Origin of the sequence: Dyella sp. OK004, from assembly GCF_900114495.1 — a bacterium.
In the GTDB taxonomy this organism is placed as follows: domain Bacteria; phylum Pseudomonadota; class Gammaproteobacteria; order Xanthomonadales; family Rhodanobacteraceae; genus Dyella_D.
Map to the genome: position 1 here is coordinate 492,221 of NZ_FOZI01000002.1, position 15,986 is coordinate 508,206.

At 64.9% G+C, this 15,986-nt stretch carries 12 protein-coding genes; 8 read left to right on the forward strand and 4 right to left on the reverse strand.

The window, feature by feature from the left end; genetic code table 11:
* Positions 1-28: 28 nt before the first annotated feature.
* Positions 29-1,876 carry a 3-hydroxybutyrate oligomer hydrolase family protein gene (locus BM338_RS08895; protein ID WP_090450530.1) on the reverse strand — a complete coding sequence of 616 codons (1,848 nt, stop codon included), beginning with the start codon at positions 1,874-1,876 and terminating at the stop codon, positions 29-31.
* 117 nt (positions 1,877-1,993) lie between these two features.
* On the opposite strand from BM338_RS08895, the gene BM338_RS08900 reads away from it, so the two are divergent.
* Entirely contained in the window at positions 1,994-2,647 is a 654-nt protein-coding gene (locus BM338_RS08900) for a response regulator (protein ID WP_090450531.1), read from the forward strand.
* A 25-nt stretch (positions 2,648-2,672) separates the two neighbouring features.
* On the opposite strand, the gene BM338_RS08905 is transcribed toward BM338_RS08900, so the two are convergent.
* The 3 genes from BM338_RS08905 to BM338_RS08915 all read right to left on the reverse strand — a co-directional run bounded on the left by BM338_RS08905 (position 2,673) and on the right by BM338_RS08915 (position 9,745).
* Positions 2,673-5,975, reverse strand: coding sequence for a hybrid sensor histidine kinase/response regulator (locus tag BM338_RS08905; protein ID WP_090450532.1), 3,303 nt, complete (start codon positions 5,973-5,975; stop codon positions 2,673-2,675).
* Positions 5,976-6,483: 508 nt separating this feature from the next.
* A complete protein-coding gene (locus BM338_RS08910) occupies positions 6,484-7,509 on the reverse strand; it encodes an extracellular catalytic domain type 2 short-chain-length polyhydroxyalkanoate depolymerase (RefSeq protein WP_090450533.1) in 1,026 nt (341 codons plus the stop codon).
* A gap of 22 nt (positions 7,510-7,531) precedes the next feature.
* Positions 7,532-9,745 (reverse strand): TonB-dependent receptor, encoded by a 2,214-nt coding sequence (locus tag BM338_RS08915; protein WP_090450534.1) that lies wholly within the window; start codon positions 9,743-9,745, stop codon positions 7,532-7,534.
* 165 nt (positions 9,746-9,910) lie between these two features.
* On the opposite strand from BM338_RS08915, the gene BM338_RS08920 reads away from it, so the two are divergent.
* The 7 genes from BM338_RS08920 to BM338_RS08950 all read left to right on the forward strand — a co-directional run bounded on the left by BM338_RS08920 (position 9,911) and on the right by BM338_RS08950 (position 15,971).
* Complete coding sequence (locus BM338_RS08920) at positions 9,911-11,311, forward strand: GntP family permease (protein WP_090450535.1); 1,401 nt, start codon at positions 9,911-9,913, stop codon at positions 11,309-11,311.
* 89 nt (positions 11,312-11,400) lie between these two features.
* A complete protein-coding gene (locus BM338_RS08925) occupies positions 11,401-12,102 on the forward strand; it encodes an alpha/beta fold hydrolase (protein ID WP_090450536.1) in 702 nt (233 codons plus the stop codon).
* Between the two features lie 440 nt (positions 12,103-12,542).
* A complete protein-coding gene (locus BM338_RS08930; RefSeq protein WP_090450537.1) occupies positions 12,543-13,850 on the forward strand; it encodes a metal-dependent hydrolase family protein in 1,308 nt (435 codons plus the stop codon).
* Positions 13,847-14,335, forward strand: a complete 489-nt coding sequence (locus tag BM338_RS08935; RefSeq protein ID WP_090450538.1) for a GNAT family N-acetyltransferase — start codon at positions 13,847-13,849, stop codon at positions 14,333-14,335. Before BM338_RS08930 ends, BM338_RS08935 begins: the two co-directional genes overlap by 4 nt.
* 10 nt (positions 14,336-14,345) lie before the next feature.
* Complete coding sequence (locus BM338_RS08940) at positions 14,346-14,951, forward strand: YdeI/OmpD-associated family protein (protein WP_090450539.1); 606 nt, start codon at positions 14,346-14,348, stop codon at positions 14,949-14,951.
* Positions 14,948-15,436, forward strand: a complete 489-nt coding sequence (locus BM338_RS08945) for a GNAT family N-acetyltransferase (RefSeq protein WP_090450540.1) — start codon at positions 14,948-14,950, stop codon at positions 15,434-15,436. The genes BM338_RS08940 and BM338_RS08945 overlap by 4 nt, the downstream gene beginning before the upstream one ends.
* Positions 15,411-15,971 (forward strand): GNAT family N-acetyltransferase, encoded by a 561-nt coding sequence (locus BM338_RS08950; protein ID WP_090450541.1) that lies wholly within the window; start codon positions 15,411-15,413, stop codon positions 15,969-15,971. Before BM338_RS08945 ends, BM338_RS08950 begins: the two co-directional genes overlap by 26 nt.
* Positions 15,972-15,986 lie beyond the last annotated feature (15 nt).

Below are 15,986 nucleotides of genomic sequence, written 5' to 3' on the forward strand. Positions count from 1 at the left end.
CCGCTGTAGGAGCGCACCCTGTGCGCCCCTACGGCAACCCCAGGATCTTGCGCTCCAACGTGCCAGCGCCGCGCGGCTGGGACACCGGCGTGGGCCATGCATCCGACCACTGCCCGCCTTCATAGAGGTGCGCCCACAACCGGTCCAGCGCCAGGTAGCCATAAGGCAGCAGTGGCACATGCCGCTCGCCGAAACCGGGCAAGGCCAGGAAGGCGTCGAAATGTTGCGCGTGCGGCACCTTCCAATACAGCGGCTGCCGCCCCTGCTGGCGTAGCCAGTCCACGTAGGGTTCGGAGGTGAACGCGGTGGGCAGCAAGCCATCATCCGCACCATGCACCACCCACAACGGCAACCCGCTGCGCGGTAGATGTGCCGTGGTTGCCTTGACGCCCGCATGCAAGGCCGCCGCCTGCGCATCCGTGCCTTCCCACAACGCACGCAGACAACGCAGGCCGCTCAGCGTGGGATCGTCCGTGGCATCGGTGCCGCCGTACAGGCCAACGCCATTGCCCGGCGGGATGCCCGCCGCGTCGGCCCACCAGCCGGCGCGCAACGCTGGATTCGTTGGCCCTAGTGCTCCGCCCGCGCCCATCGCCGCGTAATGGAAACCACATGGCATGTTCTGCACGCCACGCCGCAGATACGCCGACGCGTAACCGGCGCCGATCGCGCGCCACAAATCGAAACTGGTCGATGTGGCCGCTACCGCCATCGCCGCATCGCTCCAGCCCTTGGCGCGCAGGAATTCATACGCCTGCGCCGCCTGTCCGCTGACATGGTCAGCGCTGACCATGCCGAGCGCGTGCAGACTGGCGCAGCGCAACGGCCATGCCGGCGGCGGCTGTCCGTTCGGCCCGCGTGCGAACGGCGCCGTTGCGAAGCGCGCATCAGCCAAGGCGCACGGCAGCCACACGCCCGCTTCGGTGACGTAGTCGTAGAGCGCGCGCCCCTGCCCTTCGACGTGCACGTTCGGCTCCAGCGCCACCACGCCGGCGAGCATGCCTTCGTCGTCCAGCCCGGCGGCTTGCAACACCGCGCCGCCACCGTTGGAAAGACCGGTGGCGATGATGCGCGTGTTCTGCGGCGTGAACGGCGCCTGCTGCGGAAACGCGCGATCGAGCATGGCCAGACCGAAGCGCGCTGCCTGCAATACATGACGGCCCCAATCCGCCTCCGGGTTGTCGCCCGAATGCACATGCTTGATGGCGATGCCCGCATCCGCCGGTGCTGGCGCGGGCTCGAACTCCAATGCCCGCTCGCCGCGTTTCGCGCGCGTTCCATCCAGCGCGACACCGCTGTCGTCTGCGTAGTCGAAGTAACCCCCACCAGTGCCCTTGTCGGTATAGACCACCGCGCATCCGCGCGGCAGTCCCCACGCGCCGGCCAGCGCGATCGCGCCATAGATGCCACGCGAACCCGAGGAAGCCGTCACCACCAGACAGCGATGCGCCTGATCGAACTGATCGGGCACCTGCGCCAGCACCCGGTGCGGCGCATGCGCGCCGGGAATGCGCGTGAACGCCTGATATTCGCGACCCGGTATGGAGGGCGCGCCGCCATAGACGCTGCCGTAGCCGCCCAGTGGACCGAGATCGGCGATGCCCTTCCAACTGGTCTGGATCGCACGCCGACGCAACTCTTCCGCCGTCGGATGCAAGGGATCGGCGAACGGCGTGAGCGCCCCCGCCAACCCTTGCAGACCAAGACCCGCGCTGAGCAGGTCATCGCCTTCCCGATGTTCGGTGACGCGCACGTCGCCTTGTACGAAATCGGTCTGCATGGAGCGCCCTGATGAGTGGTGCACAGAAGGATCGGCGGCGCAGGCCGCCAGCCAAGGCGCGAGCAACAGACTGATATGGCGAAGGGAGACTTTCATCCAGACACCATAGCAACCGCGCGTCCGGCCGCCATCGTACGAAGGTCCAGTGGGAATGTGCGAGTGGGCTACGCGCCATCTACGCAAAGACCGTGAACAGGCTCTACAGTCAGCGGCATGACCCGCCTGCTGATTGCCGACGACCATCCCTTGTTCCGCGCCGCGCTGCGCCAGGCTGTCGGCGAGAGCCTGGGCGCATGCGTCATCCATGAAGCCGCCGACATGCCCGGTGTACTGACGGCCTTGGCGGAAGACACCGACATCGATCTGATCCTGCTCGATCTCAACATGCCTGGCAGCCATGGCCTTTCCGGGCTGGCCGCCGTGCGCGGACAGCATCCCGGCGTCGCCGTGCTGGTGGTGTCCGCGCATGACGAAGCGCGCGTCGTGCGCCGCGTGCTCGATCACGGCGCTGCTGGTTTTATCGCCAAAAGCGCGAGCCCCGCCGAAATCGGCGAGGCGGTGCGCACCGTGCTCGACTGCGGCACCTGGCTGCCGCCCGCCCTCGCGCAGGCGGTCGCTGCCCTGCCCGCCGACCCAACCGATACCGACCTCGCCTCGCGCCTCGCCCGCCTGACCGAGCAGCAATACCGCGTGCTCAGCCTGCTCGGCGAAGGCCTGCTCAACAAACAGATCGCCGATCGCCTGACTATCCAGGAGCGCACAGTGAAGGCGCACGTCACGGCGATCTTCGAGAAACTGGGCGTGCGAAATCGCACGCAAGCCAGCCTACTGCTGCGCTCACTCGCACTCATAGAGCCGGCCCTGTAGGAGCGCACCCTGTGCGCTCCTACGATCAGCTTCGTGCGGTCGCCATGCGCTGCAGTACCTGTTTCAGCGCCAGGGGCTTCAGCGGTTTGTAGAGCACCGCGAGGCCATGATCGAGCAACCGCTGGCGCAGTTCGCTGTCGCGGTCCGCGGTAAGAATCACGGTAGGGATTGCGGCGGCATGGACGTCCAATTCGCTCAGTGCATCGAGACCCGTGCGTCCCGCGTCGAGGTGATAGTCAAAAATATGCAGGTCCGCGGGCCATGGCACCGCTCTGGCTTGTTCGACCGTGCGCGCGGCGTGCACTTGCCAGCCCCATCCAACCAGGAGGGTACTGAGCGCCGCCAGCGCGGCGGGCTCGTTGTCGAGCACCAGCGCGCGACCCACAGGCAGCGACTGGCGCAGATCCGCTAACGCCGGTGGCGACACGGTAGCCTCCGCATGCGGCACGCGTATGCCAAACACACTGCCCTGCCCCGGCCACGAACGCAGTTCCAGTGGATGGCCCAGCAGGCCAGCCATGCGTTGTGCGATGGAAAGCCCCAGCCCCATGCCTTGCCCGCCTGCCGTACTGCCGCGACGGAATTCGTCGAAGATCAACTGGCGTTCTTCCGGTGCAATGCCCGGCCCGTTGTCCCACACCTCCAGCCGCAGCTGCCCTTGGGCATGCCGCGCACCGAGCAGCACGCGACCGTGCTCCGCATAGCGCAGCGCGTTGGAAAGAAAATTCTGCAGTACGCGCCGCAGCAGTTGCGGATCGGTATGCACCCATGCGCGCGTGCGCACTACGTCGAAACGGATGCCACGCTCGTCGGCCAGCGCGCGGAACTCCGCCGCCAACGGATCGAACACTTCCGCCAGCGGAAAATCGCGCGGCTGCGGATGCAGGCGGCCGCCTTCCAGCCGCGCTATATCGAGCAGCCCGGCCAGCAAACCCTCGGTCGCCGCCAGCGCACCATTGAGATGCCGCACTGTCGACGGCTCGCCGCCGCGCTCGGCCAGCGCATGCGCGAACAACTGCGCCGCGTGCAGCGGTTGCATCAGATCGTGACTGACCGCAGCGAGAAAACGGCTCTTGGCTGCGTTCGCGTGCTGTGCCTCGTCAGTGGCTTCGGCGAGCGCGCGCGTGCGTTCTTCCACACGCAACTCCAGCGTCTCGTTGGCGCGCTTGAGCGCATCCTCAGCCTGCCGGAACGCGGTGACGTCGGTAAAGGTCGCCACGAAGCCGCCACCCGGCATCGGATTGCCGCGGATCTCCACCACCGTGCCATCCGGAAAGCGGCGTTCCGAAAGATGTCGCGTGCCGGCGCGCATATGCGTCAGCCGGCGCTGCACGCGCAGCTCCAGCTCACCGGTGCCGATCATGCCGCGCTCGATGTTGTAGCGGGTCAGATCGGCCACCGGCCGTCCAACTTGCAACAGTTCCGACGGATACGCGAACAGGCTGGCGTAGCGGCGATTCCATGCCACCAGACGCAATTCCGCATCGACCACGCAGATGCCCTGGCTCATGTTCTCCAGCGCCGCTTCCAGCACGCGCTGATTGAAACGCAGATCCTGCGCCGCTTCGCCGACGATAGCCGCGACCGTATCCAGTTCGTCGCGACGCTGCTGGCGTACCACTTCAAGCAGCAGGCGCGCCGACGCAGCACCTATCACCGCCGCCAGCTCATGCTCCACTTCCGCCGCGCGCGCCGGACTGGCGAGGCCCTGTGTCGGTGCGCCATCGAACAAATGCGTCACCCGCTCCGCAGGAAGAAAGCGCGATGCAAGCGCGCGCAACTCCGCCGCACCGATGCCACCCACGCGGGCCGGCTGGCGCGTCTGTCCGAAGCGCGACCCGGCCACCGCCAGCATCACGATCACATTGATCGCAAGGCTCGCTACCACCGCGCGACCGAGCCGGCTCCAATCGCTAAGCCCCAGCAGGCCATCCGGCGACAAGCCATGCAGCCCGAACGGGCCGACATGCAACCAAGCCGGCCCCTGCGGAATCAGCGCGGGCAGCAGCACGTACAACCAAGTCAACGTGCCGGCAGCCAGCCCCGCCGCCACCGCGCGCGGCCCCAGCTGCGGTCGATACACCGCCGCGAGCAGCGCCGGCGCCAGACCGGCCAGCGCGGAAAATGAAATCGCGCCGATATCCGCCAGCGCATCGTTGCGTGCCAGCACCCGGCTATAAGCCCAGGCCAGCAAAATCACCGCCACGATCGCCGCGCGACGCTGATTGATCACCTCGCCGCGCAAGTCGCCGTGCTCGTCGCGCCCCCAACCCGCCTGCACTCGCAGCGGCGCGATGAAATGATTCACCACCATCAAGCTAAGCGCGAGCGTCGCCACCACCACCATGCTGGTCGCGGCACTGAGCCCACCGAGAAACGCCAGCAGCGCCAGCCCGTGCTGACCACGCGCCATCGGCAAGGCCAGCACATAAAGATCGGAGGGCACGCCGCTTGGCCCGAGCCAGGCATCGCCCAGCCGCGCCAGCGGCAGGATCGGCAGCGCGATCAGCAGCATGTACAGCGGAAACAGCCAGCGCGCCGTGCGCAGATGTGCCCCATCCCGACACTCCACCACGCCGGCATGGAACTGATGCGGCAAGGTGAACATCGCCAGCGCACCAAGCAGAATCATCGCCGGAAAACCCGAGCTGTCATGTGGCGGCGACGCACCTGCCACTACACCCTCCGGCATTGGCGCGAACAACAACGAACCCAACGCCAGCATCGCCGCCAGCTTGAACAGCGACTCAAACGCCATCGCCAAAACCAGCCCGCGATTGTGCGCCATCGTCGACGCTCGCCGCGTACCGAACAGCATCGCGAACAACGCCATCAGCAATGCGACATACAGCGCACTGTCCTGCCACGGCGCCGACTCCGCCACCTGCCCGCGGCTGAGCATGGCGAAACTCATCGCCACCGCCTTCAACTGCAGCGCGATGTAGGGCACGATGCCCACCAACATCACCGCCGTCACCAACGCGGCCAACCCCGAATGCCGTCCCAAGCGCACCGCGATCAGATCCGCCAGCGAACCCGCGTTGTAATCCCGCGCCAACTGCACCAGCCGCCGCAACACTGCAATCCCGAACAGATACATCAGGATCGCCCCCACAAACGTCGGCGGCAGCCACCACCCCGACCGACTCGCCTGCGTCACCGTCCCGTAAAATGTCCACGACGTGCAATGAATCGCCAGCGACAGCGCATACACCACCGCCCAGCGCCGCTCGAACAACCGAGGATGGCGTTCGCCAAGCAAGGCAACACCAAACAGAAGACCAAGCCAGATCAACGCGGCGATAGCGATGACGCTGGCGGTCAGCATGAGAGAAGCCTCGCCATGGGTAGCTGGACTATCTCAAGCCCCGAACCCTCTCCCGGAGGGAGAGGGAGATGTTTCTCTAGGGGAGTCACCTGTGTAGTGGTGAGGGTTGGACGATCAGGCTCCGAAGAAAAACCATCCCGACGCCTGACACTGGAAGAAGCGCAGCTACGAAGTACACCGCCTGCTTTTATGCCATTTCTTTTGGTTACTTTTCTTGACTCCGGGCATCCATGCCCTCCGCCCTTCGGGCCAGCTGCGCTGTTCGCACCCGCTCCTGCGGGTGCGTGGGCAAGCAAAGAAAAGTGACCCGAGCCGCGGCAGCGGTTCGGAAGCCCGCGGCAGGCGAGCCCGGGCACGCAGTCGCTAGAGCCGAGCGATAACGCCACTGGACCCCGGCCTACGCCGGGGTGACGAAGTAGGAGCGGTGAACCGAGCACCCGCCCCTCACCCCAACCCTCTCCCCTGAGGGGAGAGGGAGCAGGAGCACCACACGCCATTGCACCGCGCATCAACGCCGCGGCGGCAATCCCAACGCGTCTACCGCGCGCACCAGCCACCGCAGCTGCACCCCCTGGCGGCCGTCGTACCCGGTTCCCGAATATCCCCACCAATCCCAGCATGCCTGCGGATTCAAAGGCGCCATGCTGGCGCGCGTCTGAGGATACAAGACCGCCACGCCATAAGCGTCGGCCCAGCGATTGAAACCGGCGTCCTTCACAAAGGCCTCGCCGACCGCCGTGGCGTTCTGCTTGCAGCCGTGGAACGCCACCAGCAAACCGCAGGACTTGCCGGCCAGGCAGCTCGGTGGGACATAGATGTAGCCCTCGTCGGCGAGGAAAGCATCCGCGCCATCCGGGCGATAAGCATTCTGGTCGAAGGTGCGCAGCTCGCCCTTGGCCTCGCCCACCGCACGCGGCGGCTTGCCGAACAGCTGGGCGAAAATTTCACCGGCTGCATCGAAACCACAACGGCCGAGGTACGGTGAGACGGACTTGTCGCAGTCGTCGCCGCTGGCAGCAATCGGCAGGTTATGCGCGAACACGCGTGAACCATCGTCATGCACCTGCATGCCCTTGAGCGCTGCATCGCCATTGCGCAACTGCTCGTAGAACGTCGCCGCCGCCTCGGCGACGGGCGGCGCCACCACGGCATCGTCTTTGCCGTGCAACAGGTAGACGCGCGCATGAGCGAGTGCGCTCAGTGCACCGATCTCGCCCGCCGCGGAACGCTGCCGGGCCCGTGCGACCAGCGCCGGCACATCTGGCGCCGGGGTTCCTTTCATGCAGGCGCTGAGCGCGACGTCGAGCTTGCCGCCGGCACAGCCGTAAGGCCCGCCGGCGACCAGCGCCGCCGCCCCGAACAGCTCGGGATAAGCGAGTTGCGCCTGGGTCGCCATGTACGCACCCGAGGACAGCCCCGCGACCGCGACGCGCGAAGGCTCCAGCTTGAGTTTCGGCAACGGTGCCGCGTCGCCCGCCCAGACCGGACCGCCCACCACACACAGACTCAGGCACAGCATCGATATCCAGCGCATCGCACTCCCTCCTGCCGCAGACTCAGAACTTGTAGCGCGCCGTCAGCGTCACCATGCGCGGCGCACCGTAGAAACCGGTAACGATACCCAGTGCCGCGATGTTATAGCCGGTGGTGCGATACGACTTGTTGGCCAGGTTGGTGCCTTGCAGGCTCAAGGTCCACGGATCGTTGATCTGCCAGATCACACCGGCATTCCATAGCCCGTAGCTCTTCTGTGCGATCAGCGGCGACAGGGTGGTCTCGGGATACACGGTGCTTTGATAGCTGTAGTTGACCCGCGCACTGATACTGCCGCCGCCGGCCAGCGGGTAGCTGTTTTCCAGCGACAGGCCGCCGGACCACTTCGGCGCGTTGGTGAATTTCTGCATGTTGGCGATGTTCACGCCGCCGCTCATGAATTGGGTGTACTTGGTGTGCAGGTAGGCGAAGTTGCCGCTGAAGGTCCAATTATCCGAGGGCTTCCAGGCGAACTCTTCTTCCAGACCGTCGATATGGCCCTTGCCGGCATTGGTGAAGTCGCCAAAGAAACCCTGGCTGCCGTTGGGCAAGGTGTACGAGGTGAACACCGACAGCTGGATGTCCGAATAGATGTTGTGGAACGCGGCCGTGTTCATCATCAGACGGCCGTCGAAGAAGCTCATCTTGCTGCCGATTTCGAACGACTGCACTTTCTCGTCCTTGATCGGCTTGCACGAGGAAGGAATCGCCACGCAGTTGGCGCGAATGTTGTAGCCGCCCGAATGGAAGCCTTCGCTATAGGTGGCATAGAGCTTGACCTGCTCGCTGGCGTTCCAGGCCAGCGATACCTTCGGCGAGGCGTTACGCGACGTGTGCGAGCCGCGGAAATTGGCGGTAGTCACGATTGGCCGGGTGAAGCTTTCGTCGGCGAAACCGTAGTTCTGGATCAGCGCGGTCTTAGTTTCCTCGGTGAGGCGCAGACCGACATCCAGGCTCCATTGCGGATTGAAATCCCAGGTGAGGTCGCCGTAGCCGGCGATGCTCTTGGTGCCCATGTTGCCGCCGGTGCTGCCGTACTGCGCCAGGTGCAGCGTGCTGTACGGCGGCGAGCCCAGGAAGATATTGTGGATCTCGCCGTTGGCCGCACCCTTGAAGTAGTACAGGCCGAACACACCGTGGATGGCGCCGCCCGAGTCGTAGTTGGCCTGCAGCTCTTGCGAGAACTGATGGTCCTTGTACACCGCGTTGACGTCGGCGACCTTGGCAGGAATCGTGTCGAAATCGATATTGGTGTTGGTGGATGACTCGCGATACGCGGTGATCGACTTCAGCGTCCATGACTGGTTGACGATCCAGTTGAGGGTCAGCGCGGCGCCCGACAACTCGGTGTGATTGAGCTGCGCCATGCCGCCGCGCGTATCGAAGTCGCTGGAGAGTGGCTGGTAAGTGGGATAGAACTTGTTCGCCGTAAGCATCTTGGCGCCGCGCGGATTCGAGTTGTCGCGCAGGCCGTCCACCGAGAGCTGGGCGTTGAAGGTCTTGCTGGGAAAGAAACCCAGCGTGGCGCGCGCGGCATTGGTGTTCTTGTTGCCGTTGCGGCTATCGGTCAACAGGTTTTTTCCGAAGCCGTCGTTATGCGCGCTGGATACCGCCACGCGCCCGCGCCACACGCCATCGTCGGTGGCGCCGCCGACATTGGCCTTGATGTCTTTCTCGCCATGCGTGCCCACGGTCGCTTCCACCGCACCGCCGAACTGCGTAGGCAACGGGTTGGATACGTACTTGATCGCGCCGCCGATGGTGTTCTTGCCATACAGCGTGCCTTGCGGGCCGCGCAGCACCTCGATGCGGTTCACGTCGAACACGTCCAGCAACGCGCCCTGCGGACGCGCCATATAGACGTCGTCGAGATAGATGCCCACGCCCGGGTCAAAACCCCAAGTCGGGTCGGCCTGGCCGACGCCGCGGATATAAGCCGTCAGCGTGGTGTTGGAACCGCGCGCGGCATAGACCTGCAAGGACGGCACCTTGCCCTGCAGATCGCTCAGGTTCTGCACGTTCTGCTTGAACAGCGCGGCTGAGGTGAACGCACTGACGGCGATCGGCACATCCTGCAAGGTTTCCTCGCGCTTGCGCGCGGTCACTTTGATTTCTTCGAGCTTCTTGGCTTCGGCCGGCCTGGCCGTGGTGTCGGAAACCTGCTGCGCGTAGAGCGGCGCGGCGCAGGCCACGCCGAACACCATGCCGATGGCCAGACTCAAGTACGTGCGTTTCATATCGCCCCTCACGGTAAGCGCATCCCGTTCCCCCGGATGCCGATACCACGAAGCGTAGGCAGCGCCGGCCTGGGCGACACTTGTACCTTGGTACAGTGCCATGACGAGTGGCCCATACGGATACTCGCCGCTCGTCCTGTCCGGCGAGTTGCACCGAGGTTCCGAATGGCGTTCGCGATCGTGCTGGCCGCACTGTGTTTCCTGATGCTGGCGGCTTACCGCGGCTACAGCGTGATCCTGTTTGCGCCTCTCGCCGCGCTGGGCGCGGTGCTGCTCACCGATCCCGCCCTGGTCGCGCCGATGTTCACCGGCTTGTTCATGGACAAGATGGTGGGCTTCCTCAAGCTGTACTTCCCGGTGTTCATGCTGGGCGCTGTGTTCGGCAAGCTGATCGAACTCTCGGGCTTCTCCAAGGCCATCGTCGCCGCCACCATCGGCCTGGTCGGGCGCAGCCGCGCGATGCTCTCGATCGTGCTGGTATGCGCGCTGCTTACCTACGGCGGCGTGTCGCTGTTCGTGGTGGTGTTCGCGGTGTATCCGTTCGCCGCCGAGCTGTTCCGTCAGGCCGACATTCCCAAGCGGCTGATCCCCGGCACCATCGCGCTGGGTGCGTTTACCTTCACCATGGATTCGCTGCCTGGCACGCCGCAGATCCAGAACATCATCCCCACCTCGTTCTTCGGCACCACCGCCTGGGCCGCGCCCTGGCTGGGCACGCTGGGTGCCGTGTTCATTCTCGCGGTCGGCCTGAGCTATCTGGAGTGGCGCCGGCGCAAAGCCGCGGCGGCCGGCGAAGGCTACGGCCAGGGCGAGCTGGTGAACGAACCACCGCCATTCGAAGGCGGCCATCTCGCGCATCCGCTGATTGCCCTGCTGCCGCTGGTACTCGTCGGCGTCGCCAACAAACTGCTTGCCGATGCGATGCCACGCTTCTACGGCCAGACGCAATCATTCGTGCCCGCCGTGATCGGCGATACCAAGCCGGTGGTGCAGGAAGTCTCCAAGCTCGCGGCGATCTGGGCCGTCGAAGGCGCGCTACTGCTGGGCATCCTGTGTGTGTTGTTGTTCGCGTGGCGTCCGGTGGCAAAGCACTTTGCCGAGGGCAGCAAGGCCGCCGTCGGCGGCGCGCTGCTGGCATCGATGAATACCGCCTCCGAATATGGCTTCGGCGCAGTCATCGCCGCCCTGCCCGGCTTCAAGCTGATCGCCGATGCGTTGCACGCGATTCCAAATCCACTGGTCAACCAGGCGATTTCGATCACCGCGCTCGCCGGTATCACGGGCTCCGCTTCCGGCGGCATGGGCATCGCGCTGGCGGCGATGGCCGACACCTTCATTCATAACGCGCAAGCGGCCGGCATACCGATGGAAGTCCTGCATCGCGTCGCCTCCATGGCCTCGGGCGGCATGGACACGCTGCCGCACAACGGCGCGGTAATCACCTTGCTTGCAGTGACCGGACTCACCCATCGGCAGTCGTACCGCGACATCTTCGCCATCACCTTGATCAAGACCATGGCCGTGTTCGTGGTGATCGCCGTGTACTACCTGACGGGTTGGGTCTAGTCGCTGTCGATCCGGAGCCGCGTCCTGCGATGCGGCTCCTCACCGTCCCGGCACGCCGGGACCTGTCACAGCGAAGGGAGCACACAGCGATGTCGATCAAATCGTGGAGTCTGGGCCTGCTGGCCCTGCTGTTGCTGATACCCGGCGTCGGCCTGCACGCGGCCTGCGTCGACAATGTCGTGCTAGTGCACGGCAACACCGGCAGCCCGACCGATTTTCAGAACACCTACAACCTGCTGCGCCAGAACGGCTACAGCAACGCCCAGATCTACACACCCAGCTGGGGCAATCCCTACTGCGCCGCCTGCAACGACCACAACGGCAGCGAAGAAACCCCCGTCAGCAACGCCATCACCAGCGCCATCGCCAACTCCTGCACCGGCCACATCGACGTCATCGGCCACTCCATGGGCGCCACCCTCGCCGCGCGCGAAATCGACAAACTCAACGTATCCAGCAAAGTCGACGTCTTCATCGGCATCGCCGGCGCCTTCCATGGCCTGTGGTCCTGCGGCACCTATCCCTTCAACGTCGCCACCAGCACCTGCGGCTCCTGGGGCCTCTCCGTCAACAGCCCCTTCCTCAACAGCATCGCCGGCCACCGCTTCGGCCAAAAGATGTACTCATTCAAATCCTGGATCGACGAAATCAACTGCTACGGCGGCGTCTGCACCGTAGGCGGCGTACACACCTCCAGCATCGACGGCGAAACCGGCAGCAACACCTACGCCTACGGCCACTATGGATTGCTCTGGTACACCGCAGCGGATCAGTTGATGCTGCTGCAGTAAATGGCGAGATAGCCGCGTCATTCCGAGCACCCGCCCCTCACCCCAACCCTCTCCCCAAGGGGAGAGGGAGTTGCTGCGCTTCGATAAAAGCTAGGCGATCAAACCTAAAAGAGAACTATCCCGACGCCTGACACTGGAAACAGCGGAGCTACAAAGCACGCCGCCCGCTCTCAGGCCATTTCTCTTTGGTTACTTTCTCTTTGGGCCAGCAAAGAGAAAGTGACTCGGACCGCGGCAGCGGTTCGAAAGCCCGCGGCAGGCGAGCCAGGGCACGCAGTCGCGACAATCGAGCGACAACGCCACTGGATGACCAGCTTCGCTGTTGTGAAGCGCCTCCGGCCTACGCCGGAATGACGAAGTAGGACGGTATCGCCAACATTGGAGAACCATCCACCACTCAGCCCCGTTATGATCTAGCCTTCCCCATAGGAAGTCCGTCGATGTCCCAGCGATGGAAAACCTGCGTGTTCAGAGCCGCCGCCACACTCGTGGCACTGACCACCCTGCCCGCCATCGCGGCCACCCCCAACAAAGACACCCTCCTCCTCCCCGACCGCATATGGACGGCCGAAGGCAACACCACCCATACCGGCTGGGCCGTCCTGATCCATGACGGCGTCATCGCCGCCGTCGGCCCCACGGCGGCGATCCACGCCCCGGAAGGCGCACAGCGCATCGAGCTCCCCGGCACCACGCTCACCCCCGGTTTGATCGACCTTCACTCGCACCTGTTCCTGCATCCCTACAACGAGACGCTGTGGAACGATCAGGTGTTGAAGGAACCGCAGGACTACCGCACGCTCACCGCCGCCGGCCACGCGCGCGACACGCTGATGGCCGGTTTCACCGCGTTGCGCGACCTAGGCACCGAGGGCGCGGGTTACGCCGATGTCTCGGTAAAGCGCGCGATCGATGAAGGCATGATTCCGGGCCCGCATCTGTTCGTCGCCACGCGCGCCATCGTCGCCAGCGCAAGCTACGGCCCGGGACCGCGCGGCTTCCGTCCGGATATCGACCTGCCCGGCGGCGCCGAGGAAGTGAGTGGCGTGGATGCAGCCATACGCGCGACGCGCGAACAGGCCGGCCATGGCGCGGACTGGATCAAGCTGTACGCGGACTACCGCGTTGGCCCGGATGGCGGCACCATGCCGACGCTGTCGGAAGTCGAAATGAAGGCCATCGTAGACACCGCGCATCTCTCCGGTCGCCCGGTGGCAGCGCATGCGGCCAGCGATGCCGGCGTGCGCATGGCGGTGGAAGCCGGCGTCGACAGCATCGAACATGGCTATGGCGCCAGCCAGGCGACGTTCCGCCTGATGAAGCAGCGCGGCGTGGCTTACGAGCCGACGCTGACCGCGGTGGAATCGACCGCGGAGTATTTCGAGCATTACGTGCCGGGCCAGAGCGAACCGACACCACGCATGCGCGAGGCCGAACGCGCATTCCGCACCGCGCTGAAACTTGGCGTGACCATCGGCAACGGCAGCGACGTGGGTGTGTTCGCGCACGGCAGCAACTGGCGCGAACCCGTCGCGATGGTGCGCGCCGGCATGACCCCGGTGCAGGCCCTGCATGCTTCCACCGATGTGGCGGCGCGCATACTGCGCCAGCAGGAGCGCTTCGGCCGCATCGCGCCCGGCCTGCGTGCCGACCTTGCCGCGTTCAGCGGCGACCCGAGCCAGCATATCGACGATCTCCAGCATCCCGTCTTTGTGATGAAGGACGGCGCTATCTACCGCACGCCATGAGCCACGACTTTCTGATCCGCCCCATCGAAACCCGCGACAACACCGCTGTCGCAGCGATCATCCGCACCGTGATGCCGGAGTTCGGTGCCGACGGTCCCGGCTTCGCCATCCATGACACCGAAGTGGACACCATGTACGAGGCCTACGCGCGCCCGCGCAGCGCCTACTTCGTAGTGGAGCGCCATGGTGTAGTGATCGGCGGTGGCGGCATGGCCCCGCTGGAAGGCGGCGATGGCGACGTGTGCGAACTGCGCAAGATGTATTTCCTGCCGGAAGCACGTGGCATCGGCGCCGGCGGCGCGATGATGCAGCGCTGTCTGGACGCCGCGCGTGCGGAAGGCTTCCGGCGCTGTTATCTCGAAACGCTCACCGGCATGGATGCGGCGCAGGCGCTGTACAAGCGCAGCGGATTCCAGCCGTTATGCGGGCCGCTGGGCGGCACCGGACATTTCAGCTGCGACCAGTTTTTCATCCGTGATTTGTGAGACCGACGCCATGAGCCACCCCGACCCACGTGTCGATGCTTATATCGCCAAATCCGCCGAATTCGCCCGGCCGATCCTCGAACACATCCGCGCCATGGTGCATGCAGCCTGCCCGGAAGCGGAGGAAGCCACAAAATGGGGTATGCCGTATTTCATCTACAAGGGTTCGATGATGTGCGGTATGGCTTCGTTCAAGCAGCATTGCAGCCTGCACTTCTGGCAATACAAAGAGATCTTCGGTGCCGACGCGGCAGGCGATGGCGAGGGCATGGGCCAGTTCGGCAAGCTTGCATCGGTGCGCGATCTGCCCGTCAAGAAAGAGCTCGCGAGCTACGTGAAGAAGGCGATGGCGCTAATTGATGCCGGCGTAAAGCAGAAACGCCCCAAGACCGTGACCAAGCCCGCGCCGGTGCCGCCAGACGATTTCGTTGCGCTGCTGGCGCAGAAGAAACACACGGCGGCGCGCAAGACTTATGAGGGCTTCACTGCCAGCATGCAGTGCGAGTACGTGGAATGGATGACCGAAGCCAAGACTGAAGCCACCCGCCAGAAACGCATCGCCACCACGCTGGAGTGGCTGGCTGAGGGCAAGCAACGCAACTGGAAATATCAGTGAACATTCGACCCATCCTGCATTTCGCCGTCGACGATCCGGGTGCGCCCGATGTGCTGCAGCTGATCGAGCAATTGGACGGCTATCTGACTGAGCTGTATCCCACCGCCAATATCCAGCCGGTGTCGCTGGAGGAATTGCGCCGCCCCAACGTCACCTTTCTCACTGCGCGCGTGGATGGCACCCCGGTGGCCTGCGGCGCCTGCATGGACCACGGCGACTATGTGGAAGTGAAGCGCATGTACGTGCTGCCGGCTTGCCGCGGGCTGGGTCTGGGCAAGCAGTTGCTGGAAGCGCTGGAGCGGCATATCCGCGATAGCGGCGGTCACGTGGTGCGCCTGGAAACCGGCACGGCGCAGGCTGAAGCGCTGGAGCTTTACGGGCGTGCCGGCTATCGCCGCTGCCCGCCGTTCGGCGACCATCGCGCCAACCCGCAAAGCATCTGCATGGAGAAGGTATTGCATGATCCGCATCGCCAGGCCGGCTGACGCCGACGCCATCCACGCCATTTACGCCCCGCACGTGCTGGAGGGCATGGCCACGTTCGAAACCGAATTGCCCGGCGCTGACGCCATGCGCGAACGCGTGCAGGCCCGGCTCGCGCACTACCCGTGGCTGGTATGGGAAGAACAGGGCCGCATCCTGGCCTATGCCTATGCGAGCCGCTTCCGCGACCGCGCCGCATACGACTGGATCGCCGAGACCTCCATCTATGTACATGCCGATGCACAGCGTCGCGGCATCGCGCGCCGGCTGTACAACGTACTGCTCGACAGCATGCGCATGCAGGGCATCAATCAGGCCGTGGGTGTGATCACCCTGCCCGGCGCGGCGAGCGTGACGATGCATGAGGCAATGGGCTTTACGCCTGCCGGCGTGTGGCGGAAGGCCGGTTACAAGCTGGGACAGTGGTGGGATGTCGGCGTGTGGCAGAAAGAATTGCAACCACCGACGACGCCACCGAAGCCGGCCGTACCATTTGCCACGTTGCAACAGGACCCCGACTGGAAGGCGCTGCTCTAGGCTAGGATGTGCGCG

Bases quoted from the DNA above. Each gene is read 5' to 3' on its own strand.
- BM338_RS08895 (WP_090450530.1), bottom strand. From the start codon at position 1,876: ATGAAAGTCTCCCTTCGCCATATCAGTCTGTTGCTCGCGCCTTGGCTG.
- BM338_RS08900 (WP_090450531.1), top strand. From the start codon at position 1,994: ATGACCCGCCTGCTGATTGCCGACGACCATCCCTTGTTCCGCGCCGCG.
- BM338_RS08905 (WP_090450532.1), bottom strand. From the start codon at position 5,975: ATGCTGACCGCCAGCGTCATCGCTATCGCCGCGTTGATCTGGCTTGGT.
- BM338_RS08910 (WP_090450533.1), bottom strand. From the start codon at position 7,509: ATGCGCTGGATATCGATGCTGTGCCTGAGTCTGTGTGTGGTGGGCGGT.
- BM338_RS08915 (WP_090450534.1), bottom strand. From the start codon at position 9,745: ATGAAACGCACGTACTTGAGTCTGGCCATCGGCATGGTGTTCGGCGTG.
- BM338_RS08920 (WP_090450535.1), top strand. From the start codon at position 9,911: ATGGCGTTCGCGATCGTGCTGGCCGCACTGTGTTTCCTGATGCTGGCG.
- BM338_RS08925 (WP_090450536.1), top strand. From the start codon at position 11,401: ATGTCGATCAAATCGTGGAGTCTGGGCCTGCTGGCCCTGCTGTTGCTG.
- BM338_RS08930 (WP_090450537.1), top strand. From the start codon at position 12,543: ATGTCCCAGCGATGGAAAACCTGCGTGTTCAGAGCCGCCGCCACACTC.
- BM338_RS08935 (WP_090450538.1), top strand. From the start codon at position 13,847: ATGAGCCACGACTTTCTGATCCGCCCCATCGAAACCCGCGACAACACC.
- BM338_RS08940 (WP_090450539.1), top strand. From the start codon at position 14,346: ATGAGCCACCCCGACCCACGTGTCGATGCTTATATCGCCAAATCCGCC.
- BM338_RS08950 (WP_090450541.1), top strand. From the start codon at position 15,411: ATGATCCGCATCGCCAGGCCGGCTGACGCCGACGCCATCCACGCCATT.